Below are 13452 nucleotides of genomic sequence, written 5' to 3'. Positions count from 1 at the left end.
CTCTGGTACATACTTGCTGGATAACTAGAGTGTATTTTCAGGATTAGCCACTTTCCCGGAATGCGTTATTTTCAGTCACGGAAAAAGCCCAGGTTTTAACCCTGAGCTTTTTCTATGTAATAGAAGTTAGAGAATCTTTTTCTTCAGGCTGCGGAAAATGATCAGGATGAAGGATGGATGCAAGTTTCGCAAGTCCATTTAAAAGCCTTGGCGAGGGTCTGCAATAAAGCTGTTCCTCAAGCAGGTGAATGCGATTCTCTCTGACAGCAGCAAGCTTTTCTGCTGATTCACGCTTTAAAACATGCTGGACTTTCATCCTGCTTTGCTTAACGCCGACCCAAGCGAGACAAATATGATCAGGATTTCGGCGGATAATGTCATCCCAGCTGGTTTGGACACTTGCAAGCTCCACATCACGGAAACTGTTGCGCCCGCCTGCCAGTTCACACATTTCAGTCAGCCAGTTTACTTGACCAGGCGTGAAAATGGGATTAGGCCACCATTCAAAATAAACATCAGGATAATGATCGAGCTTTGAGGCTTTTTCTTTATAGTCATTTAAAATGTGATGATAACGAGAAACAACTGCGGCAGCTTCTTTTTCCTTGCCTGCAGCAATGCCTACAGCCATTAAATCATTTCCTATATCCTCAAAAGACTGAGGGTTTAAAACAAGGTGAGGAATCTTTCTTTTTATAAGTTCATCCACGTTTTTTTCCATACCAGGCACACTCAATGAAGCGAGTACAAGGTCAGGCTTCAATTGTTCAACCAGATCCATATTAATGGACAGGTCAGGTCCAAGCCGCGGCAGTTCATTCACTTGCTCGGGCCAGTCAGAGTAATCGTCAACTGCAATTAGATCGCCAGTGAGATTTAAATAGGCGGCAAGCTCTGTGTTGCTTGGACAAATAGATATGAGCCGCAATGCAATTCCTCCTTTACAAAATGAATAGGTAGTGCAGAAACAGTGCTAATAAGATTCCTGTCAAGCCTCCGAAAAATACCTCAATAGGCTGATGCCCGAGAAGTTCTTTCAATTTCTTCTGCTTTTCTGCTTCTTCCTGCTGCGGCCATGATTTTGCCTCGCCTACAAATGTATTAAAGTCAGTTACGAGTTTATTAAGAACTGTTGCCTGCTCTCCGGCATGTCTTCTTACTCCTGTAGCATCAAACATTGTGATGATGGCAAAAACGGCTGAAACCGCAAAGAGGGATGAAGCGAGCCCATTATCAAGAGCGACTCCTGTTGCAAGTGCCGTTACAGCAGCAGAATGGGAGCTTGGCATCCCCCCTGTGCTTAAAATAAGAGACCAGTCTATTTTACGGGTCGCAATATATGTAATCGGGACTTTTACAAATTGCGCAAAGAAAATGGCTGCAAGAGAAGCTAATAGCGGGAAATTCAGCAGTATCTCCATGAAGTCGGACATCCTTTCGGTTCGAAAAATTAATGTGCTGTTATTGACTGTATGGTATAGTTCCATGCATTCATGCCCTTATCCTCTGTCATTTGTTCAAATAGTATAAAAACTTTTTATCCTTTGATACAATAAGGTCAGAGAGGAGTGCATGCCACGTGACTCTTTACCCAATGGAATATTATCAGTTTTTTATCCATTTTAATGAAGGCGATTATTATACTTGCCATGATTTGCTTGAATTAATCTGGCTGACGGAGAAGGATAATTTATTTTTAAAAGGCCTGCTGCAAATGACCGTTGCTATTTATCATTATGAATATGGCAACATTAAAGGTGCAAGGCTCATGATGCAAGCCGGACACTCATACATACAGTCTTACCGCCCATTCCATTGGGGAGTGGACCTTGAAAACGTAAATGCATTCATTGAGGAATGCCTAAAGATTATTCCTGCAGGCATTCAGTCTGTTTCTTTTAAGGAAGCTGCGCTGCTGCCTAAATTGCCTGCTTTATTTCTATACCTTGAAGAAGACCCGGGGAAACCTAATTATTAATGGAGGTGTGTTTTCATGTTTCATATTCAGTCAACAATTAAATGGAACGAAGAAACAATCATCTTTGGATTGTTTCAAAAAAACAGCGCATTTGAAGGTCCTTTAGCAGAACTTGATCAGAAGCTAGAGGGACAGCTTTCATCGCTTGTAAAAGACGGCGATATTTCGTCCAGAAAGAAAGAAATATCAAAAGTACATACTCTAGGCAAAATCGCAACAAAACGAATTTATTTTGCTGGCCTCGGCAAGGAAAAGGAATACGATTTTGATGCTGCCAAAGAAACTTTTGCGAAGCTTTTCAAAACGCTTCAAAAGGCAAAAATTCAGTCGTTTTCAATCGTTCTTGATTCATTCACAAGTGAACATGTTCAAGGAATCGAAGCTGCACATGCATTAGCAGAAGTTCTTCCGCTTTCTACATATAAAATACAAGACTATAAGCAAAAATCAAATGAGCCTGAACGAAACCTCAACCAAGTGACAATCATCTCAAGCGAGGACGAAGCTGAAATACGTTCAAGTCTGACTGTAGGTTCAGCATTCGGTGAAGGGACAAATTCAGCAAGAACCCTTGTCAACATGCCGGGCAACATATTGACGGCGACCGAACTTGCTAAATATTCGGTGGATATTGCCCAAAAATACGGCTTTGAATATGAAGTGCTAGAGAAAGAAGAGATGGAGAAGCTTGGAATGGGAGCTCTTCTTGCCGTTAATAAGGGTTCTGATGAACCGCCGAAAATGATCGTCCTTAAATACCAGGGCAAAGAGGAATGGACAGATGTCATTGGACTCGTTGGAAAAGGAATTACCTTTGATACTGGAGGCTACTCAATTAAGCCTAAAGACGGCATTGTCGGCATGAAATCAGATATGGGCGGAGCCGCGGCTGTTTTAGGTGCAATGGAGATCATCGGAAAACTGAAGCCTGAACAAAACGTACTGGCTGTCATTCCTTCAACTGACAACATGATCAGCGGCAATGCTTTCAAGCCGGATGATGTCATTGTCTCGCTTAGCGGAAAAACAATTGAAGTACTGAATACAGATGCAGAGGGCCGTTTAGTTCTTGCAGACGGGATTACATATGCCAAGCATCATGGCGCAAATTACTTAGTGGATGTTGCGACATTGACAGGCGGAGTCATCATTGCACTCGGAACACATACAACAGGTGCAATGACGAACGATGAAGCATTATTTGAGCAAGTGCTGGAAGCATCCTTTGAATGCGGCGAGCCAATCTGGCGGCTGCCGATTACTAAAAAAGACATTGAAAAAGTGCGCGGCAGTAAAATGGCGGATCTGAATAATTCCCCGGGGCGTGAAGGTCATGCCATTATGGCAGGAACGTTTATTGGTGAATTCACAGAAGGAACGCCTTGGGTCCATTTAGACATCGCAGGAACAGCTACATCTAATCATGCTGATGATCTTGGACCTTCAGGAGGCACTGGCGTCATGGCCAGAACGCTTGCAGCTTTCGTGGAACGATTTGAGGTTTAATGACGGGAAAGACACTGATCAATCAGTGTCTTTTTTGCTGTTCTTTTTGTTGACCGCGGTCGTAGTCTCAGCTCCGGAAAATGAATTTGGTCTTCCATTCAAATTCAGCCCAGTAGAGGTTCGTTTCTATTCATCATTCTCCTGATTTCTCTCACTATCCTTTAGTCTGCTAATATAATAAAATTTTACATTGACACTAAAAAAGAAAGTATGGTATTTTAATTTTATTGAATTTTATCTCTCTAATACATTAGCATACTAAAGTAAAAAGATTCCGGAGGTTTTATAGATGAATGCAGTTATTTTAGCTGTTTTGGTCATGCTTGTTTTAAGTTTGCTGCGGGTAAATGTCGTTTTTGCATTAGTTGCAGGCGCGCTCGCAGGCGGTTTAACAGGCGGACTGGATTTGAAAACAACAATTGAAACATTTACTGGCGGTCTTGGCGGAAACGCCACAGTCGCATTAAGCTATGCCCTGCTTGGCGCATTTGCAGTTGCCCTTTCCAAAACGGGTCTGCCTGATGCGATGGTGGAAGGGGCTGTTAAGCTTGTTGGCAAAGAAGGGGAAGGGAGAAAGAAATCTCTTTCTAAAGTCCTTATATTAATGGTTATTTTGATCATTTCGATTTTCTCGCAAAATGTGGTGCCTGTTCATATCGCATTTATACCAGTATTAATTCCGCCTCTTTTAAAGGTGTTTAATCAGCTGGAGGTTGATCGCCGATTAATAGCCACGGTGATTGCATTTGGATTAATCACACCATATATGCTGCTGCCGGTCGGATTTGGAGCGATCTTCCACGATATTCTTCAAAAGAACATGGCAGCAGGCGGATTGAATGTAAGCCTTAAGGATATTCCGCAGGCGATGCTGATACCATCAGCAGGTATGGTTGTCGGTTTAATCATTGCATTCGTTACTTACAGAAAAAAGCGCACATATGAAACAAAAGAGATTGCCGGACAGGCTCCTGCTGTTTATACGAAAAAAACTGTCGGATTTGCTGTTCTTGCCATCATCGTTTCATTAAGTGTTCAATTGTTTCTTTCTCAGAAACTTGAGGTTGAAGGCATGATTTTTGGAGCTTTGGCAGGAATTACAGTGCTTTATGCTACAGGTTCAATGAAATGGAACGAGGCAGATCAGCTTTTAACGTCGGGAATGCGAATGATGGCATTTATCGGATTTGTCATGCTTGCTGCAGCAGGCTTTGCATCTGTTATGCAAGAAACTGGCCACATTGAAACTCTCGTCAAAACGTCGGCTGATTTAGTTGGAGGAAATCAATCTCTTGCAGCAATCTTAATGCTGCTTGTCGGTTTATTAGTCACCATGGGGATTGGATCATCCTTCTCAACGGTTCCAATCATAGCAACGATTTTTGTACCGCTCTGCCTGGAGCTTGGATTCAGTCCAATGGCAACCATTGCCCTTGTCGGTACTGCAGGAGCTCTGGGTGATGCTGGCTCACCTGCATCTGACAGCACATTAGGACCAACTTCAGGCTTAAATGCAGATGGAGAGCATAATCATATATGGGATACAGTTGTCCCGACCTTCCTGCATTACAACTTGCCGCTTCTGGTTTTTGGATGGATTGCGGCAATTGTCCTTTAATAGAAAAATAGAAAAACAGAAAAGGCCTCCTGCAAAAATAGCAGGGCGGCCTTTTTTGATGTATTTCTCTGCTTGATAATAAGACAGCAGAGATTTTCTATGGTGACAGCATTTGCTTTTGTTATTTCAATCTCTCCATTAACTCTTCGTCATCCATTTCAAGGATTCTCTCCCGAAGTTCCGGCTGTTTTTTTAAAAGAGTATTCTCGTATGTTTCGCGCTCTTTTTCATTTAAAAAATAACGCTTCATTTGCAATACTGTCATGAAAGCTCACCTCTTTCATAAGATTTCATACTAAGTATTTTCCAAATTAGGAATCTTTTATACATGAAATCTATGACACTGTAAGATTTTATCGAATTTTGTCTAGTTATGCAAGGATATTTGCTGGAGAAGGAGATATAAATAGACGAATAGAACTAATTAGTATAAAAATGATAGGGGTGCAGCTCATGAAATGGATGAAGCGGCATAAGTTTCTTACAGGTGCCATTTTTTTATTGCTATGCTGTGGGGGCATTATTTTTTATATTTTCACTGAAATGATTCACACACCTGTTCAAAGTTCAGAAGAAGTAAATAAAACGATTACCGAAAGTTCAGGAAAGCTTGCTGAGATTGATTTGAGCAACAATCCATTTCCAACAGGAGGAGCTACGATTACAGAAGATCAATTGCAGAAATACCTGCACGGGATGTCTCATCAAAAAGTGCAGGCTGAAGATAAGTGGGTCCACTTTGAAATTACGGAAGAGAGAATTCTGTACTTAATTAAACAAATTGAAAGTGACAAAAAAGCGTTTGATCAATCAGATTTATATTTGGATATACTCAGCAGATGGCTTGAAAATGATTATTCAGAAGCTGACAGGGACCACAATGCAATCTGGAGCCTTCAGGGCGGAACGATAGGGAAAGCAACGGGATTGCTGTCTAAAGAAGAAGAATTGAAATACCTTGAAGAAAATAAGAGTAAGATCAAATAACACATGAGTTTTCCTTAAGGGGTTCCGTTTGTGGTGGAAAAACCGTAAATAGCACATTAACTAGCAGGTTGATTCGCATATGAATTTCACCTGCTTTTTTTGTTGTTATTATAGGGTTTACAACCGTTTCTGAGCAGAAATAGGCAGTGTCCATTATAAAATTATAGTGCAAATTGGCTCCAGGTTTTATTGCCATAGGATTATTGAACACAACAAATAGAAAAACAAATAGATGGTATTTGTAAGGATAAATAATGGATATTCCATTAAAGGGGAGTTTAACGGAATTAGTGGATACTGAAGTTCTTCTGTTTACCGCCTATTTCGTAGTATAAAAATCTAATGATTTAAATATAAATCTAAAAAGAATGCTTAATGATGAATTTTTAATCATTTTTTGGAAGGAGTATTATATGGCTAGATCTGTACGTTTTGTACGACGTGGCATTACACAAGGCAAATGGCGTCAGAATTTCAATTGGCCAGGTGTAATAACAGCTAAATCAGTTGTACATATTAGCGCAGGTGAAGTTAAATTTGGTACAACACAGAGTATACAAACTGAACCAAGGCAGAACTTTCATTTCATCCTTGAGGAAGCTGCAGTCTGGATCACAAATATTGGACCTCATAAAAATGAGTTTACAAATGACCCTGGGGGAGTTGAGTTTTTTATACATTCCAGTTTTCGTGGTCCGATTGACGTTGCCATTACGATTACAGTTGAAGACAATCTGCCGATCGAGATTCAGGGATATTGATTTTTGGGGTGTCAGGTATAAGCTTATTCAACAATCGGACTATAATAGAATAGTCTATTAACTCAGTTTCATAATGAACTGAGTTTTATTATGCAAAAAAAACGGGAATAGCATTAGAATTAGCCTGCTAATTCTAATGCTATTCCCGGTGCTGTATACGGTGTGATTACAGGTTTAGAATCCGTTAATTTTTTTCCACATATTCTTATTATTGATAATCAAGGATTAAGCAACGCGATGCTTTCTAAGACCTGTTGCTTTGTTTACAGCTTTATATATGCGCGGAGCAATTACGGCGCCAATGGCAGTAAAGATTACATCTTTGACCATAAACCACGTCATGACAAGCCATGCGCCTGTATAGCTCATATCCACGTTCAGCCAATAATTAAGAGCTGCGTACATATAAGTCGTTCCAATGATATAGATAAGGGCAATTCCTGCAAAAGAAGAAAGGAAGAAAACTTGCAGTGTTGGTTTTTTGCTTGCTTCAACAATTTTGCCTGCTGCATATGCAGCTGCGATATAGGATAAAATAAACCCTCCGGTGCTGCCGAAAATCACGCCGATGCCGCCGCTGAACTGCGCGAAGACAGGTGCTCCTGCTATTCCTGCCAGCGCATAAACAATCATGGATAAAGCGCCTAACCTGCTTCCAAGCAGCAAACCTGCTAAAATACAGAAAAAGGGCTGCATGGATAAAGGAACCGTTCCAACCGTTAAAAACGAAGTTAAGTTTGCTCCAATTGCCATTAAAGCAGCAAACATCCCAACGAGTGCTAAATCATAAGCTTTTAATTTGTTTTTCATTCTCTCATCCCCCATAGATGCTATGTATCTTTCTATAAAAAGAGTACTGAATCCCGCTATATATGTCAACTTTATTTTTTTCGCAGTTGACAAAGAGGAGGCGTCAACATGTATTTCGGTAAGGTCAAAAGCAAGGGAGATCCAAATCGGGTCCCGCCAAATCAGCATGTCACAACAACATTTCCGGTTCTTCATGCAGGAAATGTTCCTTATTACGAGGACATAGGCAAATGGGATCTGCAGGTATTTGGCTTGCTGGATCATCCTAAGAGATTTACATATGAAGATCTGATGAGCATGCCGCAAATCGATCAGGGAAATGATATTCATTGTGTAACAGGCTGGACAAAGCTTGATAATGTATGGAGAGGAATCAGCACAGGGGGACTTGTGCACGATTTGGGGCTGCATGAGAACGCAAACTATTGCATTCTCCATGCAGAGGAAGGCTGGACAACAAATTTGCCCCTTGATGACTTTCTTATGGAAACAAGTCTGCTAGCCCACTCTCATAATGGTGAACCGCTGACGCCTGAGCATGGGTTTCCGTTTAGAGCCGTTTTTCCTCATTTGTACTTCTGGAAAAGTGCAAAATGGATACGCGCGATTCAATTTACAGAACATAATCACCCAGGATTCTGGGAGAGAAACGGATATCATATGAAAGGAAATCCTTGGAAGGAAGAACGGTTTACATGGGATTAGCGAAAGGCGCCTGTTCAATTCAGGTGTCTTTTTATTATATTTTGAGGCACTTTGACGCATGTTGAAGTTTTTAGTGGATTGTAGTAAAAAAGCAACGGACAGCATTTATCATCACAAAACAACCATTTATGCGAAAACACCTTTTAAAGATAAAAAAACGATTAGGCGGAATTTCCTTTCATCGTCTATAATGAGAGGGCTGGCAATTTCATACGAATGTTCGGAGTGACTTATCATGTATTTTACCGTGCTTGGCCTGGTTTCTCTTATCCCGCTGCTGCTTGGGATGATTATATATATGAATGAGAAAACGATTCTTTCAAGAGCAATCGTTTATTTCTTAATCATGCTTTTTATTTGGCAGATAGATGTTGCTCTCTTATATGGAATGGATTTATTTTCTGAGGAAACGGCAGAAATGCTGTTTAAAATATGCCGCTTCGGATCAATTATGATCATGCCGATTTTATTTTACTTTATGTACTTAATGATTAATCAGGAAAACGGAGCTGGGAAAAAGAAGTGGCTCCGGATTGTTAACATCAAAACATTCATCATCATCTTCATTTGGAGCCTTGCTGTTTTTTTCATTAATTTAGCTTCTTATGGAATATCAGGATTAACTGTGGTAGAAGACAGCTTTTTCCCGAATCATTACTATCCGGTTTTTGGACCTTTAAACTGGACGTACTACATAAATGTTTTTTTTATATTTATTAACATCATGCTGCTTATCATTTTGTCTAAGAATCTAGTAAATAAAGACTTGCGTTCTTTCAGTCTTTTTTTCTGCACATCGATTTTATTCGTCTTTTTTAATGGTGTACTCGCTGGCTATCAAGTAATTCCTCTTTTTTTATCCAGCTTTGGGTCGGTTCTCTCGACTTTGATTATCTTTATGGCCTATTTCAATATGCATTCAAAAAGAATTCAATTGATGAACAGAGATTTAAGAGATCAGAAGGATTTTCTTCATAAAGTGATGGATTTAAATCCAAGTTATATTTATGTGAAGAACCATGAGCTAAAGTTTGTGCTGGCCAATAAGGCGATGTCCGCTTTATACGGCAAAGAAGTACATGAATTAATAGGAAAGATTGATTCTGACTTTAATGATCAGCCGGATCAAATCAAGAAAATCCGTGATGAAGAGCTTCGGATTCTTGCCTGGAAAACAGAAAAGTGGGCGGAGCCGGAGCTTGCAATTGATTCAGCCGGGAATACAAGGTGGATTGAAGTGACAAAGATCCCTGTAAGATTAGAAGGGGAAACGTACATTCTTTGCATCGGAAATGATGTGACACAAAAGAAACGGGATGCAGAAGTTATATTAATAACAGAAAAAATGAATGTCATTGGAGAATTAGCTGCGAGTATTGCGCATGAGATCCGAAATCCGCTGACATCCATCAAGGGATTTGTGCAAATACTGCAGGAAGATGAGCATTTGAAGCAGAACAGAGAACATTTAAGAGTCATGTCAGAGGAAATTGACAGAATCAACGAGGTAGTGGGCGAACTGCTCCTGATTGCAAAACCGCAGGTGCAAACAAGCTTATCTGTGGACTTGAAGACAGTCATTGAGGACGTCATGACGCTGATGAAAAGCAGCGCTCTTCAAAATAACATCAGTCTTAGGCTTACACCAGAAGCGAACGGAGTATTTAAAGTCAAAGGGAATAAAAATCACTTAAAACAGGTTTTTATTAATTTGATAAAAAATGCAATAGAATCCATGCCTGAGGGAGGAACCGTTCATACCTCAATTGAGCATGTAGAGGATGGCGGCATCCGCATCTCAATTTCTGATGAGGGAATCGGGTTAAGTCAAGAACGAATGGAGAAACTGGGAGAACCTTTTTATACGACGAAGGATAAGGGGACGGGTCTTGGATTAACGGTTTGCTATAAAATTATCCGGGAAGAGCACTCAGGAGAGATTCTATTTGAAAGCGAGGAAGGACGGGGAACGACTGTTCATCTCATCCTTCCCGCAGAATCCATCTAGTTTGCATCTTCTGTTTTAACTTGTTTTTGTTTAAATGCATTTGTTCCGATAACCCCGGCTATAATGAAAAAAGCGCCTATCCAGTGATAGAAATAAATGTTTTCGTTTAAAATAACGGCTCCTGCAGCAATTGAAATAACGGTTGATAAATTAGCAAACACACTCATCTGAGAAGCTGGAATTTTCGAAAGAATGTAGTTTGACAGAAATGAAGTCAATAGAGTTGCAAAAACTCCTAAATAGAACGTGAATAATAAAAACGGCACATTTGTCCACAGGGAAACATACTGAACAAAATCACCTGCAGCCAAATGCTGAATAACGGCATATAGATTAAAAAAGATAAACCCGAAAGTTACCATTATAAAGCTGAGCTGCAGGGGTGAATAAGAAACCGACAGAAATCTTGCAAGCACGGTGTAGCCTGCGATCGACAAACAGGCAATAAATAAGAAAAGAAAACCAAGCATGCTGTTAAATTCGATGCTTGACCCTTTCATCAAGAAAATAAAAACGACACCGAATATGGACATGGATATAAACAGAACTTGAATCAAACTTGTTCTCTCTTTTAAAAAGACAGAAGCAAGCATTGCAGTTAAGATCGGCGCAAAAGCCATCAGGATGCCGCCTTCTGCAGATGTTGTATGAAGGAGTCCGAAAGCCTGGAAGCTGAAAAACATCGTTGGATAAAATAAAGCAAGCAGAAGCAAAAATACAAGAGATTTTCCGTTATTCCTAAATGACGGCATTTTTACAGGCACAAAAAACTGCAGAAGCATCAGAACTAGAAAGCCAAGTGTAAACCGGTATGAAAGGGTATCAGCCGGTGAAGCATCTTCAAGGGCGAGCTTTGTAAATAAGAAGGTAAGTCCGACTATTGAGGCATTTAATACAGCGCCGAGGTAAGGAAGCACCTGTTCTTTCTTCATCTTTCATTCCCCGTTTCTGAATTCTTATGTTCACCTTACCACTTTTTTAGTGGTTTTGATCAGTTCAAGTTCATTTTTTCTAATTACAAGGTGATACATGAGCAGTGTTTGCTTTTTTTTTGACAGGTTATGCTACTATAGAAGCATTCTATGAATGAATGAGGTGTTCTTATGAAAATTGAAGTATGGTCTGACTTTGTCTGTCCATTTTGCTATATAGGAAAACGCAGACTAGAAGAAGCGCTTGCCGGTTTTCTGCATAAAGATCAAGTGGAAGTTGAATATAAAAGCTTTGAACTGGACCAAAATGCTCCTTTGAACAGCGGGAAAACGATTGATGAGGCATTGGCATCCAAATACGGCATGACGATTGAACAGGCGAAGGAAGCGAATGCCGGAATCGCCCAGCAGGCGAAAAGCGCGGGTCTGAAATTCCGCTTTGACGAAATGAAGCCAACTAATACGTTCGACGCTCACCGTCTTGCTAAGTTCGCTAAAACTCAGGGTAAAGAAGGGGATTTAACAGAAAACTTACTTTACGCCTACTTTACCGATAATAAAAATTTGGGAGATCAAGATACACTTGCAGATTTGGCAGAGGCATCAGGGCTTGAGCGCAAAGAAGCTTTAGAAGTCCTTGGTGATAAAACGGCATACGCTTCTGAGGTGCGAAATGATGAAGAAATTGCACAGCAATACGGCATAGGCGGGGTCCCTTATTTAGTCATTAATCAAAAATATGCGATTTCAGGGGCGCAGCGGGCAGAAACTTTTACAAGTGCACTAAAGAAGGTTTGGGAAGAGGAAAATCCTGCGCCTAAATTGCAGGATCTCACTGGTGGCCTCGGTGATGACGCTTTTTGTGCAGACGGAAGCTGTGCTGCACCGAATAACAAAGAGTAGTTAATATGTAAAAAATAGCCTGGAGGCAGCCTCCAGGCTATTTCTATAATTGATCCACTTAGTTTACAGCGATTTCTTTATCAAGAGCTACATCAACAGGAACGAACGTATAACCAAGATCGCGCGCTACTGCTTCATACGTGATATCGCCTTTTGCAACGTTGACGCCGGCTTTAAGTGCAAGGTTCTCAGCAATAGCCTTGTTGACGCCTTTATTTGCAATTTGAAGTGCGTATGGCACTGTTACGTTCGTAAGGGCAAGTGTTGATGTTCTTGGAACAGCGCCAGGCATGTTTGCAACAGCATAGTGAACAACGCCATGCTTTTCATAAGTTGGATTATCGTGAGTCGTAATGTGGTCAACTGTCTCAACAATTCCGCCTTGGTCAATCGCAACGTCAACAATAACTGAGCCTGGTTTCATTGATTGAACCATTGCTTCAGATACTAGAGTCGGAGCTTTTGCACCCGGTATCAGAACAGCACAGATCAATAGATCAGCTTCTGCAGCTGCATTTGCAATATTGATTGGGTTAGACATTAATGTCTTAATTTGATTGCCGAAAATGTCATCTAATTCACGAAGACGATCTGCGCTTAAATCAATGATTGTAACGTCTGCGCCTAAGCCGATTGCCATTTTCGCAGCGTTTGTTCCAACTACACCGCCGCCGATGATTGTTACCTTGCCGCGGCTTACGCCAGGAACGCCTGCAAGCAGAATGCCTTTGCCTCCCTTTGGTTTTTCAAGGAATTGCGCGCCGATTTGTGCAGCCATGCGGCCAGCAACTTCACTCATTGGAGTGAGCAATGGAAGTGTGCGTCCAGTTGTTACTGTTTCGTATGCAATAGCTGTAACACCTTTGTTTTTAAGTGCTTCTGCAAGAGCTGGTTCAGCAGCTAAATGCAAGTAAGTGAAAAGAATAAGCCCTTCGCGGAAGTATTCATATTCAGATGCTAATGGTTCTTTAACTTTCATGACCATTTCAGCGGCCCATACATCCTTAATATCTTCAGCGATTACTGCACCGGCAGCAAGATAATCTTCATTCGTGAAACCGCTTCCAATTCCTGCGTCTTTTTCGATAAGTACTTTATGTCCAGTTGCCACAAATTGTGTAACCCCGCCAGGCGTTAATGCAACACGATTCTCATTATTTTTAATCTCTCTAGGTACACCGATAATCATTTGAAACCCTTCCTCCTTTAGCAGCCAGCTTAAACTGTGCCGCTTATCTTGAAAT

General features: G+C 40.8%; 14 protein-coding genes. 8 read left to right on the top strand and 6 right to left on the bottom strand.

Going from position 1 to position 13452, the window contains the following annotated elements; genetic code table 11:
- Positions 1-112: 112 nt before the first annotated feature.
- Both ABEQ24_RS02705 and ABEQ24_RS02700 read right to left on the bottom strand, forming a co-directional pair.
- Positions 113-928, bottom strand: a complete 816-nt coding sequence (locus ABEQ24_RS02705) for a cobalamin-binding protein (protein ID WP_430005351.1) — start codon at positions 926-928, stop codon at positions 113-115.
- A 13-nt stretch (positions 929-941) separates the two neighbouring features.
- A complete protein-coding gene (locus ABEQ24_RS02700; RefSeq protein WP_430005350.1) occupies positions 942-1421 on the bottom strand; it encodes a divergent PAP2 family protein in 480 nt (159 codons plus the stop codon).
- A gap of 173 nt (positions 1422-1594) precedes the next feature.
- On the opposite strand from ABEQ24_RS02700, the gene ABEQ24_RS02695 reads away from it, so the two are divergent.
- The 3 genes from ABEQ24_RS02695 to ABEQ24_RS02685 all read left to right on the top strand — a co-directional run bounded on the left by ABEQ24_RS02695 (position 1595) and on the right by ABEQ24_RS02685 (position 5102).
- Positions 1595-1978, top strand: a complete 384-nt coding sequence (locus ABEQ24_RS02695; RefSeq protein WP_430005408.1) for a DUF309 domain-containing protein — start codon at positions 1595-1597, stop codon at positions 1976-1978.
- 15 nt (positions 1979-1993) lie between these two features.
- The gene (locus ABEQ24_RS02690) at positions 1994-3484 is read left to right on the top strand and encodes a leucyl aminopeptidase (RefSeq protein ID WP_430005349.1); all 1491 of its coding nucleotides are present in this window, start codon (positions 1994-1996) and stop codon (positions 3482-3484) included.
- 289 nt (positions 3485-3773) lie between these two features.
- Entirely contained in the window at positions 3774-5102 is a 1329-nt protein-coding gene (locus tag ABEQ24_RS02685; RefSeq protein WP_430005348.1) for a Na+/H+ antiporter family protein, read from the top strand.
- A 121-nt stretch (positions 5103-5223) separates the two neighbouring features.
- Here the strand turns inward: ABEQ24_RS02685 and ABEQ24_RS02680 are convergent, their stop codons facing one another.
- Positions 5224-5367, bottom strand: coding sequence for a hypothetical protein (locus ABEQ24_RS02680; RefSeq protein ID WP_430005347.1), 144 nt, complete (start codon positions 5365-5367; stop codon positions 5224-5226).
- A 188-nt stretch (positions 5368-5555) separates the two neighbouring features.
- Between ABEQ24_RS02680 and ABEQ24_RS02675 the strand changes: the two genes are divergently transcribed.
- A complete protein-coding gene (locus ABEQ24_RS02675; protein ID WP_430005346.1) occupies positions 5556-6089 on the top strand; it encodes a DUF6241 domain-containing protein in 534 nt (177 codons plus the stop codon).
- A gap of 413 nt (positions 6090-6502) precedes the next feature.
- On the top strand, positions 6503-6850 hold the full coding sequence (locus ABEQ24_RS02670; RefSeq protein ID WP_430005345.1) for a hypothetical protein: 348 nt from the start codon (positions 6503-6505) through the stop codon (positions 6848-6850).
- Between the two features lie 225 nt (positions 6851-7075).
- Here the strand turns inward: ABEQ24_RS02670 and ABEQ24_RS02665 are convergent, their stop codons facing one another.
- Positions 7076-7660, bottom strand: coding sequence for a biotin transporter BioY (locus ABEQ24_RS02665; protein WP_430005344.1), 585 nt, complete (start codon positions 7658-7660; stop codon positions 7076-7078).
- Positions 7661-7768: 108 nt separating this feature from the next.
- Here ABEQ24_RS02665 and ABEQ24_RS02660 point away from each other — a divergent pair, with 108 nt between their 5' ends.
- Complete coding sequence (locus ABEQ24_RS02660; protein ID WP_430005343.1) at positions 7769-8365, top strand: sulfite oxidase-like oxidoreductase; 597 nt, start codon at positions 7769-7771, stop codon at positions 8363-8365.
- Between the two features lie 235 nt (positions 8366-8600).
- Positions 8601-10373 carry an ATP-binding protein gene (locus ABEQ24_RS02655; protein ID WP_430005342.1) on the top strand — a complete coding sequence of 591 codons (1773 nt, stop codon included), beginning with the start codon at positions 8601-8603 and terminating at the stop codon, positions 10371-10373.
- Here ABEQ24_RS02655 and ABEQ24_RS02650 read toward each other — a convergent pair.
- A complete protein-coding gene (locus tag ABEQ24_RS02650; protein WP_430005341.1) occupies positions 10370-11305 on the bottom strand; it encodes a DMT family transporter in 936 nt (311 codons plus the stop codon). The genes ABEQ24_RS02655 and ABEQ24_RS02650 overlap by 4 nt on opposite strands.
- A 171-nt stretch (positions 11306-11476) precedes the next feature.
- Here ABEQ24_RS02650 and ABEQ24_RS02645 point away from each other — a divergent pair, with 171 nt between their 5' ends.
- Positions 11477-12208 carry a DsbA family oxidoreductase gene (locus ABEQ24_RS02645; protein ID WP_430005340.1) on the top strand — a complete coding sequence of 244 codons (732 nt, stop codon included), beginning with the start codon at positions 11477-11479 and terminating at the stop codon, positions 12206-12208.
- 58 nt (positions 12209-12266) lie between these two features.
- On the opposite strand, the gene ald is transcribed toward ABEQ24_RS02645, so the two are convergent.
- Entirely contained in the window at positions 12267-13397 is a 1131-nt protein-coding gene (ald, locus tag ABEQ24_RS02640; protein WP_430005339.1) for an alanine dehydrogenase, read from the bottom strand.
- Positions 13398-13452 lie beyond the last annotated feature (55 nt).

Origin of the sequence: Metabacillus idriensis, assembly GCF_050483325.1 — a bacterium.
Taxonomy (GTDB): domain Bacteria; phylum Bacillota; class Bacilli; order Bacillales; family Bacillaceae; genus Bacillus_P; species Bacillus_P idriensis_A.
The sequence above is the reverse complement of the archived record's forward strand: the minus strand, read 5'-3'. Positions and strand labels throughout refer to the sequence as shown.

Excerpts from the sequence above, each read along its gene's own strand:
- ABEQ24_RS02680 (WP_430005347.1), bottom strand. The coding sequence starts at position 5,367 with ATGACAGTATTGCAAATGAAGCGTTATTTTTTAAATGAAAAAGAGCGC.
- ABEQ24_RS02695 (WP_430005408.1), top strand. The coding sequence starts at position 1,595 with ATGGAATATTATCAGTTTTTTATCCATTTTAATGAAGGCGATTATTAT.
- ABEQ24_RS02655 (WP_430005342.1), top strand. The coding sequence starts at position 8,601 with ATGTATTTTACCGTGCTTGGCCTGGTTTCTCTTATCCCGCTGCTGCTT.
- ABEQ24_RS02685 (WP_430005348.1), top strand. The coding sequence starts at position 3,774 with ATGAATGCAGTTATTTTAGCTGTTTTGGTCATGCTTGTTTTAAGTTTG.
- ABEQ24_RS02660 (WP_430005343.1), top strand. The coding sequence starts at position 7,769 with ATGTATTTCGGTAAGGTCAAAAGCAAGGGAGATCCAAATCGGGTCCCG.
- ABEQ24_RS02690 (WP_430005349.1), top strand. The coding sequence starts at position 1,994 with ATGTTTCATATTCAGTCAACAATTAAATGGAACGAAGAAACAATCATC.
- ABEQ24_RS02645 (WP_430005340.1), top strand. The coding sequence starts at position 11,477 with ATGAAAATTGAAGTATGGTCTGACTTTGTCTGTCCATTTTGCTATATA.
- ald (WP_430005339.1), bottom strand. The coding sequence starts at position 13,397 with ATGATTATCGGTGTACCTAGAGAGATTAAAAATAATGAGAATCGTGTT.
- ABEQ24_RS02675 (WP_430005346.1), top strand. The coding sequence starts at position 5,556 with ATGAAATGGATGAAGCGGCATAAGTTTCTTACAGGTGCCATTTTTTTA.
- ABEQ24_RS02670 (WP_430005345.1), top strand. The coding sequence starts at position 6,503 with ATGGCTAGATCTGTACGTTTTGTACGACGTGGCATTACACAAGGCAAA.
- ABEQ24_RS02665 (WP_430005344.1), bottom strand. The coding sequence starts at position 7,660 with ATGAAAAACAAATTAAAAGCTTATGATTTAGCACTCGTTGGGATGTTT.
- ABEQ24_RS02650 (WP_430005341.1), bottom strand. The coding sequence starts at position 11,305 with ATGAAGAAAGAACAGGTGCTTCCTTACCTCGGCGCTGTATTAAATGCC.
- ABEQ24_RS02700 (WP_430005350.1), bottom strand. The coding sequence starts at position 1,421 with ATGGAGATACTGCTGAATTTCCCGCTATTAGCTTCTCTTGCAGCCATT.